The organism is Microbacterium sp. MYb62 (assembly GCF_002979475.1).
Classification (GTDB): Bacteria; Actinomycetota; Actinomycetes; order Actinomycetales; family Microbacteriaceae; genus Microbacterium.
This window is the reverse complement of record NZ_PCOY01000010.1, coordinates 26006-44056: the sequence shown is the minus strand read 5'-3', so window position 1 is coordinate 44056 and position 18051 is coordinate 26006. Positions and strand designations below refer to the sequence as shown.

The 18051-nt window shown below is 68.6% G+C and carries 17 protein-coding genes; 14 read left to right on the top strand and 3 right to left on the bottom strand.

Features of this window, described 5'->3' with window-relative positions:
• Positions 1 to 169: 169 nt before the first annotated feature.
• The 4 genes from CQ042_RS11755 (at position 170) to CQ042_RS11740 (ending at position 4026) form a co-directional block, all read left to right on the top strand.
• Positions 170 to 1585: an MFS transporter gene (locus CQ042_RS11755; RefSeq protein WP_105670665.1), complete on the top strand. Its 1416-nt coding sequence runs from the start codon at positions 170 to 172 to the stop codon at positions 1583 to 1585.
• 43 nt (positions 1586 to 1628) lie between these two features.
• The gene (locus tag CQ042_RS11750; RefSeq protein WP_105670664.1) at positions 1629 to 2159 is read left to right on the top strand and encodes a universal stress protein; all 531 of its coding nucleotides are present in this window, start codon (positions 1629 to 1631) and stop codon (positions 2157 to 2159) included.
• 76 nt (positions 2160 to 2235) lie between these two features.
• Entirely contained in the window at positions 2236 to 3381 is a 1146-nt protein-coding gene (locus CQ042_RS11745) for an FAD-dependent oxidoreductase (RefSeq protein WP_105670663.1), read from the top strand.
• A gap of 246 nt (positions 3382 to 3627) precedes the next feature.
• Positions 3628 to 4026, top strand: coding sequence for a VOC family protein (locus tag CQ042_RS11740; RefSeq protein WP_105670731.1), 399 nt, complete (start codon positions 3628 to 3630; stop codon positions 4024 to 4026).
• A gap of 27 nt (positions 4027 to 4053) precedes the next feature.
• Here CQ042_RS11740 and CQ042_RS11735 read toward each other — a convergent pair whose 3' ends face one another.
• Entirely contained in the window at positions 4054 to 4554 is a 501-nt protein-coding gene (locus CQ042_RS11735) for a MarR family winged helix-turn-helix transcriptional regulator (RefSeq protein WP_105670662.1), read from the bottom strand.
• A gap of 97 nt (positions 4555 to 4651) precedes the next feature.
• Between CQ042_RS11735 and CQ042_RS11730 the strand changes: the two genes are divergently transcribed.
• The 7 genes from CQ042_RS11730 to CQ042_RS11700 all read left to right on the top strand — a co-directional run bounded on the left by CQ042_RS11730 (position 4652) and on the right by CQ042_RS11700 (position 14318).
• Entirely contained in the window at positions 4652 to 5752 is a 1101-nt protein-coding gene (locus CQ042_RS11730; protein ID WP_105670730.1) for an LLM class flavin-dependent oxidoreductase, read from the top strand.
• Positions 5753 to 5763: 11 nt separating this feature from the next.
• Positions 5764 to 6417, top strand: a complete 654-nt coding sequence (locus CQ042_RS11725; RefSeq protein ID WP_105670661.1) for an NADPH-dependent F420 reductase — start codon at positions 5764 to 5766, stop codon at positions 6415 to 6417.
• Positions 6418 to 6511: 94 nt separating this feature from the next.
• Positions 6512 to 7066 carry a hypothetical protein gene (locus tag CQ042_RS11720; protein ID WP_105670660.1) on the top strand — a complete coding sequence of 185 codons (555 nt, stop codon included), beginning with the start codon at positions 6512 to 6514 and terminating at the stop codon, positions 7064 to 7066.
• A 68-nt stretch (positions 7067 to 7134) separates the two neighbouring features.
• Positions 7135 to 10029, top strand: a complete 2895-nt coding sequence (locus CQ042_RS11715; RefSeq protein WP_105670659.1) for a YhgE/Pip family protein — start codon at positions 7135 to 7137, stop codon at positions 10027 to 10029.
• Positions 10026 to 12206 (top strand): YhgE/Pip domain-containing protein, encoded by a 2181-nt coding sequence (locus tag CQ042_RS11710; RefSeq protein WP_105670658.1) that lies wholly within the window; start codon positions 10026 to 10028, stop codon positions 12204 to 12206. Before CQ042_RS11715 ends, CQ042_RS11710 begins: the two co-directional genes overlap by 4 nt.
• Positions 12207 to 12235: 29 nt before the next feature.
• Positions 12236 to 12853 (top strand): TetR/AcrR family transcriptional regulator, encoded by a 618-nt coding sequence (locus CQ042_RS11705; protein ID WP_105670657.1) that lies wholly within the window; start codon positions 12236 to 12238, stop codon positions 12851 to 12853.
• 64 nt (positions 12854 to 12917) lie between these two features.
• Positions 12918 to 14318 carry a threonine/serine exporter ThrE family protein gene (locus CQ042_RS11700; protein WP_105670656.1) on the top strand — a complete coding sequence of 467 codons (1401 nt, stop codon included), beginning with the start codon at positions 12918 to 12920 and terminating at the stop codon, positions 14316 to 14318.
• Between the two features lie 46 nt (positions 14319 to 14364).
• Here the strand turns inward: CQ042_RS11700 and CQ042_RS11695 are convergent, their stop codons facing one another.
• Entirely contained in the window at positions 14365 to 14661 is a 297-nt protein-coding gene (locus tag CQ042_RS11695) for a hypothetical protein (protein WP_105670655.1), read from the bottom strand.
• 125 nt (positions 14662 to 14786) lie between these two features.
• On the opposite strand from CQ042_RS11695, the gene CQ042_RS11690 reads away from it, so the two are divergent.
• Positions 14787 to 16034 (top strand): LCP family protein, encoded by a 1248-nt coding sequence (locus CQ042_RS11690; RefSeq protein ID WP_105670654.1) that lies wholly within the window; start codon positions 14787 to 14789, stop codon positions 16032 to 16034.
• Between the two features lie 142 nt (positions 16035 to 16176).
• Here CQ042_RS11690 and CQ042_RS11685 read toward each other — a convergent pair whose 3' ends face one another.
• Entirely contained in the window at positions 16177 to 16608 is a 432-nt protein-coding gene (locus tag CQ042_RS11685; protein ID WP_105670653.1) for a MarR family winged helix-turn-helix transcriptional regulator, read from the bottom strand.
• A gap of 48 nt (positions 16609 to 16656) precedes the next feature.
• On the opposite strand from CQ042_RS11685, the gene CQ042_RS11680 reads away from it, so the two are divergent.
• Positions 16657 to 17520: an NAD(P)H-binding protein gene (locus tag CQ042_RS11680; protein WP_105670652.1), complete on the top strand. Its 864-nt coding sequence runs from the start codon at positions 16657 to 16659 to the stop codon at positions 17518 to 17520.
• Between the two features lie 19 nt (positions 17521 to 17539).
• Positions 17540 to 18046 carry a GNAT family N-acetyltransferase gene (locus CQ042_RS11675; RefSeq protein WP_105670651.1) on the top strand — a complete coding sequence of 169 codons (507 nt, stop codon included), beginning with the start codon at positions 17540 to 17542 and terminating at the stop codon, positions 18044 to 18046.
• The last annotated feature ends 5 nt before the right edge of the window (positions 18047 to 18051 follow it).

The following is an 18051-nucleotide window of genomic DNA, read 5'->3' as shown; positions in this document are numbered from 1 at the left end:
GACCCCGCCGCCTACCGACGTCCGACGCAGCCGAACCCTCTGCGCCCGGCGACCGCTCCCCGCGGTCACCGGGCGCTTTTCGTCGTGTCGTCACGGTTCGGTACCTATACCCCCTAGGGGTATATAGTGGACCCGTCCGGACACCCCGGCTGACCTTCAGGAGAATCACATGTCCACCCGTCCCACACCACGAGCGAAGCGCTGGCTCGGCTTGGCGCTGATCGCCACCGCGCAGTTCGTCGTCATCATGGACACCTCGATCATCGGTGTCGCCCTCCCCGACATCCAGCGCGAACTCGGATTCACGCCCGAGTCGCTTTCCTGGGTCTTCAATGCCTACGTGGTCGCCTTCGGCGGCCTGCTCCTCCTCGGCGGCCGACTCTCCGACATCTTCGGCGCGCGCAAGATCTTCGTCCTGGGCTGGCTGGTCCTGATCGTCGGATCCGTGCTCGCCGGAGCCGCGACGAACATCGGAATGGAGATCACCGGTCGCGCGATCCAGGGCGCCGGATCCGCGATGATCGCCCCCGCAGCGCTCACCCTGCTCATGATGCTGTTCGGCGGCACGTCCGACCTTCCGAAGGCCTTCGCCGTCTACGGCGCCGCCGCACCGATCGGCGGCACGGCGGGCGTCTTCCTCGGCGGAGTGCTGACCGAGTACGTGAGCTGGCCGTGGGTGTTCTACATCACCGTCCCGATCGCCGTGATCGTCCTCGCCTTCACCGCCTCCGCCCTTCCCCGCACCATGAGGAAGGCGGCCGGCTCGATCGACATCTGGGGTGCGCTCACGGTCACGGTGGGACTCGCCGCCGTGGTGTACGCGGTGGTCAACGCGCCGGAAGTCGGCTGGCTCACCTGGTCGACACTCGTCCTGCTCGCCGCCGGCATCGCGCTGCTGGTGATCTTCTTCGTCATCCAGGCGCACAGTCGGGACCCGCTCCTGCGACTGGGCCTGCTGCGCGCGCCCCTCCTCGCCGCCGCGAACAGCGCGCAGCTGCTCCTCGGTGCGGCATGGGTGTCGATGTGGTTCTTCCTCAACCTGTACCTGCAGCAGGTGCTCGGAGCGAGCGCCTTCGCCGCCGGCGCAGCCCTCCTTCCCATGACGGGACTCGTCGTGATCGTGATGATCGCCCTCGCTCCCCGACTTCAGGAGCGCTTCGGCGCGAAGTCGATGATCGTCAGCGGCCTGCTCCTGCTCGCCGGCGGCCTGTTCTGGCTGTCGTTCGTCCGCCCCGACGGCGTCTACGCGGTGGATGTCCTTCCGGCCTCCCTGCTGGCGGCACTCGGGATGTCCCTCGCGTTCGTCCCCTCGCTGGGCACCGCGATCAACGCGGCGCCGGCTGCGGAGACGGGCGTGGCTTCGGGACTCGTGAGCACGAGCTACCAGATCGGTTCGGCACTCGGGCTCGCGGTCCTCACCGCGATCGTCTACGGCATCTCGGGCGTCGAGCCCTCGGGCGCCGAGCTCACACAGGGCTACTCCGCCGCCTTCGTCGGCGCGGCGATCCTCGCCCTCGTGGGGGCGGTCGTCACGTCCATCTGGATGGTCAAGCCCCGAGTGTCGACGCTCTCGTCGGCAGCCTGACCGCCAGACGCACCCCGCACGAATCCTCTGAAAGGAACATCGCATGTCTCGTCTGAAACTGCTCATCGCCTACGACGGTTCACCCAACGCCAGGGCCGCGGTCGCCACGGCCGCCGAGCTCTTCCCGGGAGCGGAGGCGACACTCCTCTATGCACGCCAGTACATGGAAGGCTTCGCCGCGCACCTCGAAGGCCACCCTGCGCTCGAGAAGCTCGGCGAACTCGACGCGGCGACCCTCGACGCGTCCGAGCTCATCGCCGTGCAGGGCGCTGAACTGGCACGGAGCCTCGGCCTGGACGCCGACCCGCGCGTCTCCTCCACGATGGCCACGGCCTCCGAGGTCATCGTGGAGGCGGCGGAGGAGCTCGAGAGCGATCTGATCGTGCTCGGCTCGCGCGGTCGCCGTGGCCTGGCGGCCACTCTGCTGGGGAGCACCTCCGCAGAGGTGCTGCACCATGCGACGCGTCCGACGCTCGTCATCCCGTCCGACGAGATCGCCCTGGCCCGCCGCCGGGTCCGGGCCTCGGCGGAGTCGGAATCCCGAGAGGACACGACGCCGGCCGCGGCCGGCTGACCTCTCGCTGCGCACGAGCACTCTGGGGCTCGGGTTCCCGCGAACCCGAGCCCCGCCCCATACGAAGGAGGATCCGATGACCACCCACCGCACACTCATCCTCGGCGCCGGCGCCGCCGGGACCGCGGCAGCCCGCGCACTCGCGGAGCACCACGACCTCGACGTGACGCTCGTGGGACGAGGCAGCGAAGAGCCGTACTCCCGCATGCTGATCAAAGGCGTGGCCGTCGGGTCCAGCGCACCGGGTGTCACACGGCTCCCCCTGCCGTCGGTGCGGTTCGTCAGCGACACCGCCGTCTCGATCGACGCGGATGTGCGCATGCTCGGACTGCGGTCCGGTCTCACCGAGACGTACGACTCCCTCATCATCGCCACCGGGAGCGCACCCCGGCAGCTCGCCAGTTCCGTCGCGGGCGCCGCGGAAGCGCGCACGACCGGCACCCTCACGACCTTGCACTCCCTGCGCGACGCCCTGCACATCCGGCGGATCCTGGAGCGGGGTCCGAGGAACGTGCTCCTCTACGGCGGAGGCATCATCGCGGCGGAGACCGCCTCCCTCCTCGCGGATGCCGGGCACGGCGTCACCCTCATCGCCCGCAGTTCCTTTCCCGGCGAGAGCGTCTTCGGCGCCCGACTCGCCCGGAGCATCGCCGAACTCCATCGCGACCGGGTGGACACGCTCTTCGGTGCGACGCTCGCAGCGGTCAGCCACGATGAGCGGACGGTGACCGCGCACCTCGACGACGGCTCGTCGCTCACCGGCGACCTGCTCATCGTCGCCCTCGGAACCGTCCCCCTCTCCCCCGCACCGTGGAACGGCGGCATCCTCGTCGATGACCGTCAGCGGACCACCGTCGACGGGGTGTGGGCCGCCGGCGGCGCGACCGTGCATGACGACGCGCGGGGGATGTGGCGCATCGACCACTGGGAAGACAGCACCGCGCAGGGCACGCATGCGGCCCAGCATCTGCTGCACGTTCTCGACCGGGGACACGACCCCGGTCCGTACCTTCCCCGCAGCGCGTTCCTGGCGATGATCCACGGTCATGTCGTCTCCGGCGTCGGACTCACGGCCCCCGGGACCACCCGCATCGAACCCGGCGAGGAATTCGTGCAGGTGCACGAGCACGCCGACGGAACCCCGGTCGGCGCCAGCGGTCTCGATGCCGTGCTGAGCGTCCATCGATGGCGCGAGCGGCTGCACGGCGTATCGACCGTGTGAGACGGCCCGTCGACGCCCGGGCGGCGAACAGGCCGTCATCGCCGATCGCCCCTGCCCGCGAGCGGGCGGCCTCTCGTCGGAGCGTCCGCCGAGGCGCCAGGCCTGTACCTGGCGATCGCCCATCCGGGAGTGATCCTGTCCGCGGAGATCGGACGACGGGTCGCCGCCGACCACGCCTCCGCAGGAGGGCGCCGAGCGCATCCCTCCCTCCTGGCGCGGCTCGCGACCTCCGGATACGGTTGGCGCATGCCACTGAGTGACTTCCCCCTGCGCGCATCGGTCGCCGTGTCCGACATCGACCGCGCCGTGGCCTTCTACGAAGGTGCGCTCGGACTCCCTGTCGTCCGCTCGGGCCCGAGCGCGAAGATCGCCGGGGGCAGCCGCGTCTATCGCTCCGGCGGCGATGACGCGCTGAACGTGTACCAATCGACGACCGCGGGCACATCTCAAGCGACCGTCGCGACCTGGTACGTCGACGACCTGGATCAGATCGTCGCCCAGCTCACGGACGACGGCGTCGAGTTCCTCCGCTACGAAGGCCTGATCCATGACGACCTCGGCGTCACGGCGAGGGCAGGCGGGGGCAGGATCGCGTGGTTCCAGGATCCGGACGGCAACATCTTCGCCCTGGAGAGCGACCGCTGACAGCCCGCGCGTCGCAGAGGCGCGCCGTTACCGCTGCGGACCTCGATCGGACTCGCCTCCGGCGTCTAGCCCGAGGTGCCGCCGCATCGCCGCACTGATGTCATCCACCTGTGCGAGCTGCTCCGGGGAGAGGGCATCGACGAACTGGGAGCGGATCGCCCGCAGGTGCGGGACGTTCGCGGCGCGGAAGGCCTCAGCCCCGGCCTCGGTGCGGAGCACCTCCACCCCCTGCACGCCGTCAGCGCACGGGACGCGCCGGACGAGACCGCGCTTCTCCATCCGCCCGAGATGGTGAGACAGTCGGCTGCGCTCCCAGCCGATCAGCGCGGCCAGCTCCGACGAGCGCGCCGTGTTCCGCTCCACCTCGCTCAGGGCGAGAAGCACCTGATAGTCCCCGGAAGACAGTGACGACTCGCTCTGCAGCTGTCCGGCGAGCCGCGCACGCAGCACCTCGGAGGTCTCGATGAAGTTCCGCCAGATGCGCAGCTCTTCGGGCGTGGGCGTGCTGCGGCGTCGTCCTTCGGCCATCACCCCTCCCGGGAATTGATACGTCAATCATACGGTTGCATGCAGTTGATACGTCAATCCGGAAGGGCCGGGGACGTCGAGAAGGGTCGTGGTGGCGATGACGGAACTCGAGTTCGGGCTGAACTCCTTCGGCGAGGTGGCGACCGACGACGGACGCCCGCTGTCGGATGGCGAGACGCTGCGACTGCTCATCGAGGAGGCGCAGCTGGCAGAGTCCGTCGGCCTCGATGTGTTCAGCATCGGCGAGCACTACCGCGAGGGACACATGGACTCGGCGACCCCCGTCGTCCTGGCGGCGGCGGCACAGGCCACGTCGACGATCGGTCTCGGCACATCGGTGACCGTGCTGTCGACCCAGGACCCGGTGCGCCTCTATCAGGAGTTCGCGACCGTCGACGGGCTCTCGAACGGGCGCGCCCAGCTCATCCTCGGGCGGGCATCGGCGATCGAGTCGTTCCCGCTCTTCGGCTACGACATCGCCGAGTACGAGCAGATCTTCGAGGAGAAGCTCGACCTCTTCCTGCGCCTGATGCGAGAGGATCGCGTCACCTGGACCGGTACCTACCGCAGTCCCCTGGAGAATGTGCGGCTGACTCCGCGCATGCCGGAAGGCGGCATCCCGGCATGGATCGGCATCGGCGGCAGCCCCGACTCCGTCATCCGCGCCGCCGAGCACGGGCTGCCCCTCATGATGGCGATCATCGGCGGACGCCCCGAGCGCTTCGCCGGGCACGCCCGCCTGTACCTGCGCGCGCTGGAGCAGTTCGGGCGGCCGGAGCTCCCGATCGGACAGCACTCCCTCGGCCTGATCGCCGACACCGACGACGAGGCGAAGAACGTGCACTGGAAGCACTGGGAGCCGGTCGTGACCCAGATGAGCAAGGAGCGCGGCTTCTACGCGCCCACGCTCGAGCGCTACCGGGAGGAGGTCGACACCGGAGCGCTGTACGTCGGCTCACCCGAGACCGTCGCGCGCAAGCTCGCCGCCGCCGTACGCAGCAATCACCTGTCCCGGTTCGACCTGAAGTACGACATCATGCATCTGCCGAAGGACGTGCGTGCCCGCAGCATCCGCCTCTTCGGGGAGAAGGTCGCCCCGCGCGTGCGCGAGCTGCTCGCCGAGGATCCGGGAGAAGGCGCTTTCGCCGATCCCGGACTGGCACGCATCACCAAGGACGGCAAGGCCGTCCACGCCTGAGGGAGAACGTCATGAACGACAGCATCACGACCGTCGGAATCCTCGGGGCGGGCAAGGTCGGCACGACCATCGCGCGACTCGCTCTCGCCGCGGGCTACCGGGTGCTCATCGCGAGTTCGGGTGCGCCGGAGCGGATCGCGCTCACCATCGACGTCTTCGCACCGGGGGCCATCGCGGTGACGGCTGAGGATGCGGCCGCCGAGGCGGACGCCGTCATCCTCGCCCTTCCGCTGGGCAAGTACCGCACGCTTCCGGTGACGCAACTGCACGGGACCCTGGTGCTCGACGCGATGAACTACTGGTGGGAGACCGACGGGATCCGCGACGACCTGAGCGACCCGCGCACTTCGACCAGCGAGCTGGTGCAGGAGTTCCTTCCCGGATCGCGGGTCGTGAAGGCACTGAACCACATGGGTTATCACGACCTCGAAGATGAGGCCAGACCGGCCGGAGAGCCCGGTCGCAAGGCCATCGCGATCGCGGGAGACGACCCTGCCGACCTCACCCTCGTCTCGGACATGATCGACAGGCTCGGCTTCGACGCCGTCGTCATCGACACCCTGGCGGAGGGCGCCGTGCTCCAGCCCGGAAACCCGGCGTTCGGCGCCGACGTCACGGCCGACGAGTTGCGAGAGCTGATCGGAGACCGAGTGGCATCGGCGTGACCGGACTCCGGATCGCCGACGTCACCCCCCGTCCGACCGGGAGCGACGAGTCGGGCTAGGATCCCAGAAGCCGGCGACGCCCAGGGAGGCACCGATGCCCACCACCCCCCGACTCCGCACCAGCGCGCTCATCCTGGCCGGGATGCTGGCCTGCGCCGGATGCTCGACGGCGATCCCGCGTCCCCCGGAGGCCGTCGGCGACGGTTTCCCCGGCACCTGCCTGCCGTCGGAGGTCTCCTGGCCCTCGGACTTCCTCGAAGCCCTGCCCGGAGAGTCCGAAGCGACAGGTGGCACCATCGTGGGTCTGCGCCTCGAGTGGGTCGACTCCGACTTCGCCTGGCGGCTGCGCAGCGCCGACACCCGCGAGGACAAGTTCGGCGAGCGGGTCGACGACCCGAGCTTCGGCCGGGAGTCGCTGGTCGACGTCCGCACGCTGGAGGTCATCGCGACGGGCGAGACCGAGCTCACCGAGGCGGAGCAGCAGATGAACGGCGACAGCGCCTACAGCGCGGCCCAGCTCTCGGGCGAGACGTACCCGAGCCCGCTCATCGTCGAGATGGCCCGGGTCATGGAGGACGGCTCGCCCGTGTGGCGGCTCACCCTGTGCGACACCGCCACCAACGAGCTGACCGTCACGACCCTGAACTGATGCGCGTCAATCTGCGATCACTCAGCTAACTTGCACGCTGGTGTGCACGTACTGTGTAAACTCGTCCTGTGAAACAGAGCTGGCGGGTCTACAAGCGCGACGTCAAGAGACTCTCCCGCGTCCCCAAAGCCTGGATCATCATCATCGGGGTGCTCATCACCCCGGCCCTGTACGCGTGGTTCAACATCAACGCGTTCTGGGACCCCTACGCCAACACCGCGAACATCCGCGTGGCGGTGGTGAACCTCGACGACGGCGCCACCTCCGACCTCACCGGTCACATCGACATCGGCGAGCAGGTGACGGAGCAGCTCGAGGACAACGACCAGCTCGGCTGGACCTTCATGGGCGAGGACGAGGCCCAGGAGGCGGTCAAGAAGGGCGACGTCTACGCCGCCATCGTCATCCCCGCGCCGTTCAGCGAAGACCTGCTCAGCATCACCAGCGGCGACTTCACCCAACCGGCGCTGGAGTACTACGTCAATGAGAAGGCCGGAGCGATCGCGCCGAAGATCACCGACGTCGGTGCCTCCGAGCTCGACAAGCAGGTCACGAGCGCCTTCAAGGAGCAGGTGGCCCTCGCCGCGACGAACGCCCTCAAAGACGTCGGCGACTCCACCGAGCTTCGGCTGCTGAACGCCAGGGACAACACCCTCAACGCCTTCGACCAGGCGACGGAGACCCTCTCGTCGGCGCGCGAGAACCTCGCCGAGACACAGGACGGGCTCACCGCCTCCCGCGGCACGCTCTCATCCGCACGGAGCATGCTGGGCGACGTCGACAAGACGCTCGGCGATGTGCAGAAGTCGCTCGTCCAGACGCAGTCGATCATCGCCGAGACCCAGAAGGAGGTGATCGCCTTCACCGACAGCGCCACCACCGCGTTCCTCCAGGGCACGACCCTGCTCGCCGATGCCTCCTCGAAGGCGAACGTCTCGATCACCCGTCTCACGCAGAGCCTCGAACAGGCGGGCACGCGCATCGACGCCGGGATCGACGACGTCTCGAACGTGCTCGAGGCGAACGAAGCGGCGGTCACCCGGCTGCAGACGCTCCTCGACAACACCGACCTCAGCGACGAGACGAAGCAGCGCCTGACCGAGGTCATCGCCTCGCTGCAGCAGCGCAACGCCACCGACCAGCAGCTGCTCGCGGACCTGAAGGACCTCAAGGCCGGCACCTCCGACACCGTGAAAGCCGTGCAGGCGACAGCCGATGCGGTCGATCAGGCGATGCAGGACACCCGGGATGCCTCGTCGGCCATGCGCGACATCCTCACCGGCACCGTCCCCGCGCTGAACAGCGCGATGTCGCAGCTGTCGGCGAGCGTCGGATCGCTCTCGGCGGCGCTGGATGCGCAGAAGGGCGTGCTCGCCCAGGCCGACCAGCTGCTGGCCGGGTTGGACTCGCAGCTCGTGGCCACCTCGTCGGCACTGGCGAGCTTCGACAACGACCTCGCCGGCATCGAGCAGGGACTGCAGACTTCGCGCACCGACGTCGTCGCGCTCAAGGCCGCATCCGAGTGGGGTCTGCTCGGCACCCTGACCGATCTGGAGCCCGAGCAGATCGCCCAGTTCATCTCCTCCCCCGTCGAGGTCGACGAGCACCTGGTGTTCCCGGTCGACACCTACGGGTCGGCGATGGCCGCGCTCTTCACGAACCTCTCGCTGTGGATCGGCGCCTTCGTGCTCATGGTGATCTTCCGCGTCGAGGTCGACACCGAGGGCGTCGAGGGCGTCACGGTGCGCGAGGCGTACTTCGGCCGTTTCTTCCTCTTCGCGACGCTCGCCGTCGGCCAGGCACTGATCGTCTGCATCGGAAACCTCATCATCGGCGTGCAGACCGTCAGCGCGGCGGCCTTCGTCGGCACGGGTGTACTCATCGCCCTCGCGTACGTGAGCATCATCTACGCCCTCTGCGTCGCGTTCGGGCACGTCGGCCGCGGCCTGTGCATCCTGCTCGTGATCATGCAGATCCCCGGCGCGTCCGGGCTGTACCCGATCGAGCTGATGCCGGGATTCTTCCGTGCGATCTATCCGCTCCTCCCGTTCTCGTACGGCATCGACGCGACGCGCGAGACGATCGGTGGCTTCTACGACGGCCACTACTGGCGCTTCCTGGGCGCTCTCGCCGTGTTCGTCGCTCTCGCGTTCCTCATCGGGCTCGTGCTGCGCCGCCGTCTCGCGAACTTCACGCTGCTCTTCAACCGGCAGGTCCTCGCCACCGACCTCCTCATCGGCGAGAAGGTGCAGGTCGTGGGCAGCGGATACCGGCTCACCGACGTGATCCGAGCGCTCTCGAACCGCGGAGAGTACCGCGAAGACCTCGCTCGCCGCGCCGAGCCGTTCACCCGCCGGTACCCGGCACTGCTGAAGGCGACCGTGCTCACCGGGGTCGCGGGGCTCGTCGTGCTCGGGGTCATCACCTGGGCCCTTCCCGGATCGAAGGCGCTGCTCCTGGGACTGTGGACGCTCTGGATCCTGCTCGTCATCGGATTCCTCGTGGCCATCGAGTACATCAAGCACAGCTTCGAGAACGGCGAGGAGGTCGCGGCTCTCGACGACGCCGAGCTGCGTGAGCTCGCCCTCGCCGGACCCGCCGGCCATGCAGCGGTCCTGCCGACCACGACGCACGAACCGCTCGGCACGACCCCCTCCGCACCGGTCGCCTCGACCGAAGCCGACGTGACGGATGCGCCGGCCGAGCGGGACGAACCGGCCGCCGGCGTCGAGGCCGACGCCCTGCTCACCGAGTGGTTCGCTTCCGAGCCGCCGCCGGAGCCGGAGCCCGAACCGGATGCCGAGCTCATGCAGCCGGAGACCACCACGGCGGCGGACGCCCCTGAGTCCTCCTCCGATGCACCTCACGCCCCGGAGGACGGCGAGCGGACGGAAGAAGACGATCACCCGGACGAAGACGAACGGGCGGACACGGAACGAGCAGAAGGGGAGGATCGCGAGTGAAGGACATCCTGCACCTGACGCTCCGCGACGTGCGTCACGCCACCCAGAATGTGATGGCGTGCATCGTGCTCTTCGGGCTCGTCGTCATCCCGTCGCTGTTCACCTGGTTCAACGTGATCGCCAGCTGGGATCCGTTCGCGAACACGAAGGACCTCAAGATCGCCGTCGCGAGCACCGATGCGGGGTACGAGAGCGACCTCGTGCCGATCCGCGTGAACGTGGGCGAGCAGGTCCTCTCCCAGCTGCGTGGGAACGACCAGCTCGACTGGGTCATCACTGATGAGCACGACGCGATCGACGGGACGAAGTCGGGCGAGTACTACGCCGCCATCGTGCTCCCGGAGACGTTCAGCGCCGACATGCTGACGTTCTACGCCGACGGCGGCGACCGCACGCACATCGCGCTCTACACGAACGAGAAGAAGAACGCGCTGGCTCCGAAGATCACCGGACAGGGGGCGGAAGGGGTGTCGTCCGCGATCAGCGACACGTTCGCCCAGACGCTCGGCGACGTCGCTCTCGGCCTCGTCTCGTCGATGTCCGACTATCTCACCGACGAGGACACGCAGGCAGCGCTCACCCGCGTCGAGGCGCGCCTCGGAAGCGTGGGCGCTCAGCTGCGATCCGGCGCGCACACGGCCGACACTTTCACGGCTCTGCTCGAGGCGAGCCGTCCCCTGCTCGACAGCGCCTCGGCCCTGGTCGGCGAGGCCGGTGACGCGTTCACGGACACCTCGGGCGCACTCGGCAGCGGGGTGGACGCGGCGAGCGCCCTGAAGTCGACGCTGCAGACGGCGGCGCAGTCCCTGTCGGACGCACTCGCGTCGACGTCGAGCAGCTACGACGCCGTCGGGCAGCGCATCGACGAGCTGTACGCCGGGGCCGACGCGCTCAGCGGTAGCCAGGTGCAGGCGATCACCACACTCGCAGAGCGCGTGCAGCAACAGATCGATCAGTACGCCGCGGTCGAGAACACACTGGTGACCGAGGTCGGACCGAACCTTCCGGAATCCGCGCAGCCCGACTTCGACGCCGTGATCAGCCGGCTCGACGAGGCGATCGCGCGGCAGCAGGCCCTGCAGGAGCGCCTCCAGAAGGCGGCCACCGAGATCACGGCCGGCAACGAGTCCGCACAGAGCTCCCACCAGGAGATCACGGCCGCGATCGCCGACGCGAAGAAGGCCATCGCTGATGCTCGGAGCACCTACGACAACGGGCTGAAGGCGCAGCTGAACTCCCTCTCGTCGACGCTCACGCAGATCGGCTCCGATGTGTCGGGGATCCGCTCCGACCTGTCCGGCATCACGTCGGGACTGTCCGGCGCATCCGATTCCGTGCTGTCGACGCTGTCTCGTGCGCAGGAAGCCACGACGCAGTTGTCGGCATCGCTGAACGCGATGGCCGACCGATTCGACGCCGTCCAGCAGTCGATGGCGAAGGCCGCGGACACGGGTGATCTCAGCGAGCTGATCGGCGCCGACCCCGGTGTGCTCGCCACCTCGCTCGCCGAACCCGTGCGCCTCGACCGCACCGCCGTCTTCCCCGTGGCCGGGTTCGGCGCGGCCATGGCGCCGCTCTACATGATCCTCGCCCTGTGGGTGGGCGCGCTGCTGATGACCGTGACGATCCGCGTCGACGTGAACGCCGAGACGCTCCCCGACCGCCCCGAGCTCACTCCGACGCAGAAGTACCTCGGCCGCTACGGCATCTTCGGTCTGGTCGGTCTCGCGCAAAGCACGCTGCTCACCCTCGGACTGATCCTGTTCGTGCAGATCGAACCCGCGCATCCGCTGCTGCTGATCGTGGCCGGGTGGGCGATCTCGACCGTGTTCACGCTCATCGTGTACACGGCGGTGGTCGCATTCGGCAACGCGGGCAAGGCCCTCTCGGTGCTGCTCCTGGTGATCCAGATCTCGGGTTCAGGCGGCGCCTACCCGTTGCAGCTGCTCCCCGACTGGTTCCAGAGCATCAGCCCCTTCCTTCCCGCGACCTACGCCGTGAACATGGTGCGATCGGCGATCGCCGGCATCTATCAGGCCGACTTCTGGTGGGCGCTAGGGGCACTCGCACTGTTCATCATCCCCGCGCTGCTGCTCGGCCTCGTGCTGCGGCGCCCCCTGATGACGTACAACCGCAAACTGGTCGACGCCCTCGCGTCGACCAAGCTGATGTCCTGATCCCCGCGAGTCCGCGAAAGGACCCCGAAGTGACCGCACCGAACCCGCCGCGTCGACGAGATGCGCTGGCCAACCGCGAGGCCCTGCTGCGCGCGGCGCAGTCGGTGCTCGCCACCAACCCCACGGCGTCGCTCGACGTGATCGCCCAGGCCGCCGGTCTCACGCGTCGCTCCGTGTACGGCCACTTCGCCGACCGCGACAGCCTGCTGCGCGAGGTGATCGCCGTCGGTGCCCAGCGGTTCAACGCGATCGCCGAGGCAACCGACGAATCCGATCCCCGGGTCACGCTGGCGCGGATGGCGACGCGGCTGTGGCGTGAGGCATCCGCCGTGCGCGCCTCGGCCAACATCGCCCTCGACGACGCCCATCTGGCCGACACCGTGCTCGCCCTCGCGCCCCTGCGTCGCCGCATCCGCGATCTGACGCGAGTCGGCGTGGGCTCGGGGGCGTTCCGCGGAGACATGCCGGCCGAGCTTCTCGCCTTCCTCATCGAGGAGACCGCCCGAGCCACGCTGCGCGAGCTGCGGCTCACCACGACCGACGCCGATTCGACCGTCGTGCGCGTCGTGCTGAGCATCGTGGGCCTGTCCTGGACGGAGCAGGCCGAGCTCATCGGCGCGCACCCCGAGATCTTCGCGCAGGACTGAGGCGGCGGCGGCGGGCCGAGGCGGCCTCCGGCGGTCATCCCCTCCGTCCGGGAGAATGGACGATATGTCCGCGAGATCCCGCCGGCCGCTGCTCTCCTCCGTACGCCGTCTGCTGCACACCGATCCCTCGGCTGTCGCGCACACCGAGGCCATGCCGATCATCGATGAGCGCACCGTCCCCCGGGTGCTCGACCTGGCGACGCGCATCGGAGAGTCGATGTTCGCCGTGGGTGCCTCCGCGCACGAGGTCACGCTCGCGATCACCCGCGTGTGCGACGCGTACGGGATGCGAGGCGTGCAGGTCGACGTCACCTACAACTCCATCACGGTGTCGTTCCACGTGAGCGGAGAGGTCTGGCCCGAGACGCTGGTGCGCGTCGTGCGTGTCACCGCCCCCGATCACGCGAAGCTGCAGCGCGTGCAGGCTCTGGTCGCCGACATCGACGGCGGGCTCGACCTCGAATCCGCACGCACCACGTTCCGCGCCATCCGGCGGGTGCCGTTCCGCTATCAGCAGCCTGTCGTCATCGTCGCGCGCGCGCTGCTCGCGGTCGGCGTCAGCATCATGCTCGGCGCCTCCCCGATTATCGTCGGTCTCACGTTCGTCGCGGCCCTGTGTGCGGCATTGACGCAGGCCGGCCTCGCCCGGCTCCGTGTGCCGCTGTTCTTCAGCCAGATCGCCGGCGGCTTCGTGACGACCGTCGTGGCGGTGGTGGTCTCTGCTCTCGGCGCGGCCGGGATCGAGCTGTTCGTCGGCATCCGGCCATCCATCATCGTGGCGTCGGCCATCGTGCTGATGCTCGCCGGCCTCACGGTCGTGGGGGCGGCGCAGGACGCGATCGACGGCTTCGCACTCACGGCCGGCGGGCGCATCCTCGATCTCACGATGCAGACCCTCGGGGTCGTGATCGGCATCCTCGTCGGACTCGAACTGGGAGGCGTCCTCGGGTTCACGATGGACCTCCCCGACGACCCGGCCCCCTTCGGTCCGCTCCTGAACCAGTTCGTCGGCGCGATCATCATCGCGGTCGCCGTGGCGGTGTTCAACGGCGCGGGCATCCGGATCATCCTCGTGAGCGCGATGCTCAGCGCCCTGACGATCGCGGGATACTCCGCCGCGGTCGCCGTGAATCTCCACCCCGCCGCGGCGAGCGCGCTCGGCGCTCTGCTGGCGAGCTTCGTCGGGATGCTGATCGCACGCAACCTGCACGTGCCGTCCGTCGCGGTGACGACGGCAGCGATCGTCCCGCTGGTCCCCGGCGTGGCGGTGTTCCAGGGACTGCTCGAAGTGGTGCACGCCACCGGGACGCCCACCGGGATGCTGGTCGCCGGCGGATCCCTCATCGACGCCGCGGTGATCGGCATCGGACTCGCCTCCGGCGCCTCTCTCGGTCTGTACCTCGGCACCCCGCTCAGGGCCACTCTCGCGAGCGTCGCGAAGACCCGCGCCCGGGTCCGCCGCTGACGCGAAGGCCCCACCCTCGGCGCAGACGACTCGACTCGTCTCGTCGCTATCCGAGTTGATCGAGGACGAGCTCTCCGCGCGCGTTCAGGTTCTCCATCATGCGCTCGATCCTCTTCGGATCGATGATCGGCATCGTCGAGTCGTCGAACGCGAGGACCAACGGGATGCTCGGGTGCATCCAGATGGTGAGGCGGCCGGAAGGGTTCTTCTCGTCCGGCAGCCAGGTCATCATGAAGCTCTCGTGACGGCGCAGCTTCGTGCCGATCACGATCTTCAGGTGCGCCAGGGTCGAGTCGTCGACCTCGATCGGAGGACGAGAGCTGTTGTACTCGAGTGTTCCCATGGACTGCAGACTACTCGTCCCCGTCTTCTCGGAGCGACCGTCCGGGGAGTCCTGGTAGCGTGCTGAGACCGCCTCGTCACATCTCGTGTCACTGGGGCGCACGTGGCACGACGCGGGAGAATCACATGCGGGGAACGGCGAGAAGGCAGACGGTCGCGCGCCATGGGCAGCTGAAGTCGCCGGGACCGCTCGGGCAGCTCGTGAAGCTGATCGCCATCGCGATGGCCGTCGTGCTCGTGAGCGGGATGGGTGTCGCCGCGTACGTCTACACCGACCTCACCAGCACCGTCGCCGCGAACTCGGTCGACCTGGAAGGCCAGGAAGCGCTTCCGCCGAGCATCGGCGAGTACAAGCACGGGTTCAATCTCGTGCTCACGGGCGTCGACACGTGCGAGGAGGCCTATAAGGACCTCTTCCCCGGGCGGTGCGACGGCCCCGATGCCGAGGGCACCCTCAATGACGTGAACCTGCTGGTGCATGTGTCGGAGGAGCCGCGCCGGGTCACCGTCGTGTCGTTCCCGCGCGACATGATGGTCCCGATCCCCGAGTGCACGGACGAAGACGGCCGGACCCACTCCGCCATGAGCAAGCAGCCCCTGAACGTGGCCTACAGCGACGCCGGCCTGAACTGTGTCGTGAAGACGATCTCGACGCTCACCGGACAGGAGGTCGGGTTCGCGGCGACTGTCACCTTCGGCGGTGTGATCGAGATCACCAATGCGATCGGCGGCGTCGACGTCTGCCTGGCGACGCCCATCCGCGACAAGCACACAGGACTCAACCTCCCCGCCGGGACCCACACGATCTCCGGCCTCACCGCCCTGCAGTTCCTGCGCACCCGCTACGGCGTCGGCGACGGGAGCGACCTGGGTCGCATCGGCAATCAGCAGCAATACATGTCGAACCTCGCCAAGAAGCTCATCAGCGGGGAGACGCTGGGCAACGTGCCGGTCGTGCTGAAGCTCGCGACCACCGCGATCGACAACCTCGAGACCAGCACCTCCCTCACCGACCCGATGCTCATCGTGCAGATCGCCCTCGCCGTGAAGTCCGTCGACTTCTCGGACATCGTGTTCCTGCAATACCCGACGGTGACGGATCCGGACAACCCCAACAAGGTCGTCCCGGACAAGCAGACGGCGGCGGAGATGTGGGATGCGATCGAGGCGAACGCACAGCTGCAGGTCACCCACGAGAACTCGAGCACCGAAGGCGTGATCCTGACGGACCCCGGACCCGCGACCGGGACCGAGACCGCGCCGGACGCCACTGCGGACCCCGCCGCGACCCCGGAGAACGTCGTGGCGCTACCGGACTCCATCAAGGGCAACTCCGCCGCGCAGACCACCTGCTCGAACGGCAAGCAGCGGTAGCCCCGTCGGCGTTCCGGACGACGAGCGCTCGCTCGAACGGCGTCCCGATGGCCTCATCATCGGATCGTGTGGTCCGAGGGTAGAAGGAGATGCGGTCAGATGCTGTCCTGAAGAACGCGCTCCGAACGTGGGGTTCCTCGCGTCACACGTCGGAACCGAGCGCCTTCCGGAGCAACCGGGTCAGCTCCTCGCGCTCGCCCGGGTCCAGCCTCGCGACGGCGTGGCGGGCGAACTCGAAGTCGCGGGTGAAGGCGACGTTCATCTCGTCGCCCGCCCGCGTGCGCCGCACCCGACGCGCGCGTCCGTCAGCCGGATCCGGCTCACGCTCGACGAGACCGCGGGATTCGAGCCGGGAGACGAGCTGGGTGATGTTCGAGGCATCGCATCCGACATCCTCGGCCAGCTGCCTCATGCCGACCGGCTCGTGAAGCCGCACGAGGATGCACGCCTGCGCGGCGCTGAAGCCCTGAATCTCGGCTGCCTGTTCGAACGCACGGTCGTAGCCGTCGACCATGTCGAACAGCACGCGTTCGGCGTCGGTCTCCGCCTCGACCGGTCCTGATGGGGCTGACATGAGAAAAGAATACTTGATCAACTCAACGAGATTGTGCATACTGCTTGAGTGACTCAACTAAATTCGGAAACCATCCTCATCACCGGAGCGCGCGGGAAGACCGGGAGGCTGCTCCTCGACAGGCTCCTCGATCAGGGCGTTCGCGAAGTGCGAGCCGGCACATCCCGCCCGGCCGACGCGGATCTGCCTGGCACGACCGTGGCCTTCGACTGGTCTGACGCCTCGACGTGGCAGCCTGCACTCGAAGGCACCACCGCGGTCTACATCGTGCGTCCGGATCGGGAAGACGCGCCCGAGCTGATCGCGGAGTTCGTGGCTCTCGCCGGGCAGGCGCATGTGGTCCTGCTGAGCGAGCAGGGGACAGAGCTGCTCGCGGACGACGATTGGGCGCCGCGCGTGGAGCACGCCGTCCGCTCGACCACCGAGAACTGGACGATCCTGCGGCCGTCGTGGTTCGACCAGGTGCTCACGGATGAGCGCTTCTACCTCGACCCGATCCGCAGCGAGGCGACCCTCCCCCTCTCGTCCCGCGGAGGGGCGATCGCGTTCATCGATGCCGCCGACATCGCTGCCGTCGCGGCCACGGCGCTCGGGCAGGCGGCGGCGAACCACCAGCGAGTCCTCACCATCACGGGGCCCGAAGCTCTGACGATCGCTCAGGTCGCCCGGATCCTCACCGATGAGCTGGGACGCCCGGTCACCGCCGCCGACCCCGATCCGCTCGAGGGCGTCACGGGCGCTTTCGAACGCTACATCTACGCGCAGCTGACCGAACGCGTCGCCAACGGCGACTACGCCGTCGTGACCGACACCGTGCGCGAGACGACAGGAGTGGCACCTCGTCCTCTGGCGTCGTTCGTGCGTGAGAATCGCGCAGACCTGAACGGGGAGATCCCGAGCGCGAGGACCTGACCCGGGGGATACTGAACTCGTGTTCGAACTGGTGCGACCTCAGATGGATCTCTACGCGGAGTGGCTGGAAGCGCATCGCGAATGGGGTCCGGGAACGCATGAGGACGGCTTCGCGATCGGCCAGGACTCCGACGTCGACACCGAGCAGGGATTCCGCGCATGGGTCGATCGGCTGCACCGCGACCCGGGCGAGCTGTGGTGGGTGGTCGAGGACGGACGAGTCCTCGGCGGGGCGACCTTTCGAAGCCTCGACGATGAGCGGCTGCCGCGCCTGGGTCACGTCAGCTACGGAATCCGCCCCTCGGCCCGCGGGCGCGGTGCGGCCTCCTGGGCGCTGGGAGAGTTGCTGGCCCACGCAGCCGGACGCGGCGTCGACCCGGTCCTCGCCGTCTGCCGCGATGACAACGTCGGCTCGATCGCGACGCTGGAGCACTTCGATGCGACCCTGCAGGAGACCAAGGACGACGACGGCGTGCGCGTCAGGCACTACGCGCTCTCCACGGCGCGCTTTCGCCCCCTCCACTGACGCCG

Coding starts and splice junctions, on each gene's coding strand:
- CQ042_RS11755 (WP_105670665.1), top strand. CDS start 170: ATGTCCACCCGTCCCACACCACGAGCGAAGCGCTGGCTCGGCTTGGCG.
- CQ042_RS11750 (WP_105670664.1), top strand. CDS start 1,629: ATGTCTCGTCTGAAACTGCTCATCGCCTACGACGGTTCACCCAACGCC.
- CQ042_RS11745 (WP_105670663.1), top strand. CDS start 2,236: ATGACCACCCACCGCACACTCATCCTCGGCGCCGGCGCCGCCGGGACC.
- CQ042_RS11740 (WP_105670731.1), top strand. CDS start 3,628: ATGCCACTGAGTGACTTCCCCCTGCGCGCATCGGTCGCCGTGTCCGAC.
- CQ042_RS11735 (WP_105670662.1), bottom strand. CDS start 4,554: ATGGCCGAAGGACGACGCCGCAGCACGCCCACGCCCGAAGAGCTGCGC.
- CQ042_RS11730 (WP_105670730.1), top strand. CDS start 4,652: ATGACGGAACTCGAGTTCGGGCTGAACTCCTTCGGCGAGGTGGCGACC.
- CQ042_RS11725 (WP_105670661.1), top strand. CDS start 5,764: ATGAACGACAGCATCACGACCGTCGGAATCCTCGGGGCGGGCAAGGTC.
- CQ042_RS11720 (WP_105670660.1), top strand. CDS start 6,512: ATGCCCACCACCCCCCGACTCCGCACCAGCGCGCTCATCCTGGCCGGG.
- CQ042_RS11700 (WP_105670656.1), top strand. CDS start 12,918: ATGTCCGCGAGATCCCGCCGGCCGCTGCTCTCCTCCGTACGCCGTCTG.
- CQ042_RS11695 (WP_105670655.1), bottom strand. CDS start 14,661: ATGGGAACACTCGAGTACAACAGCTCTCGTCCTCCGATCGAGGTCGAC.
- CQ042_RS11690 (WP_105670654.1), top strand. CDS start 14,787: ATGCGGGGAACGGCGAGAAGGCAGACGGTCGCGCGCCATGGGCAGCTG.
- CQ042_RS11685 (WP_105670653.1), bottom strand. CDS start 16,608: ATGTCAGCCCCATCAGGACCGGTCGAGGCGGAGACCGACGCCGAACGC.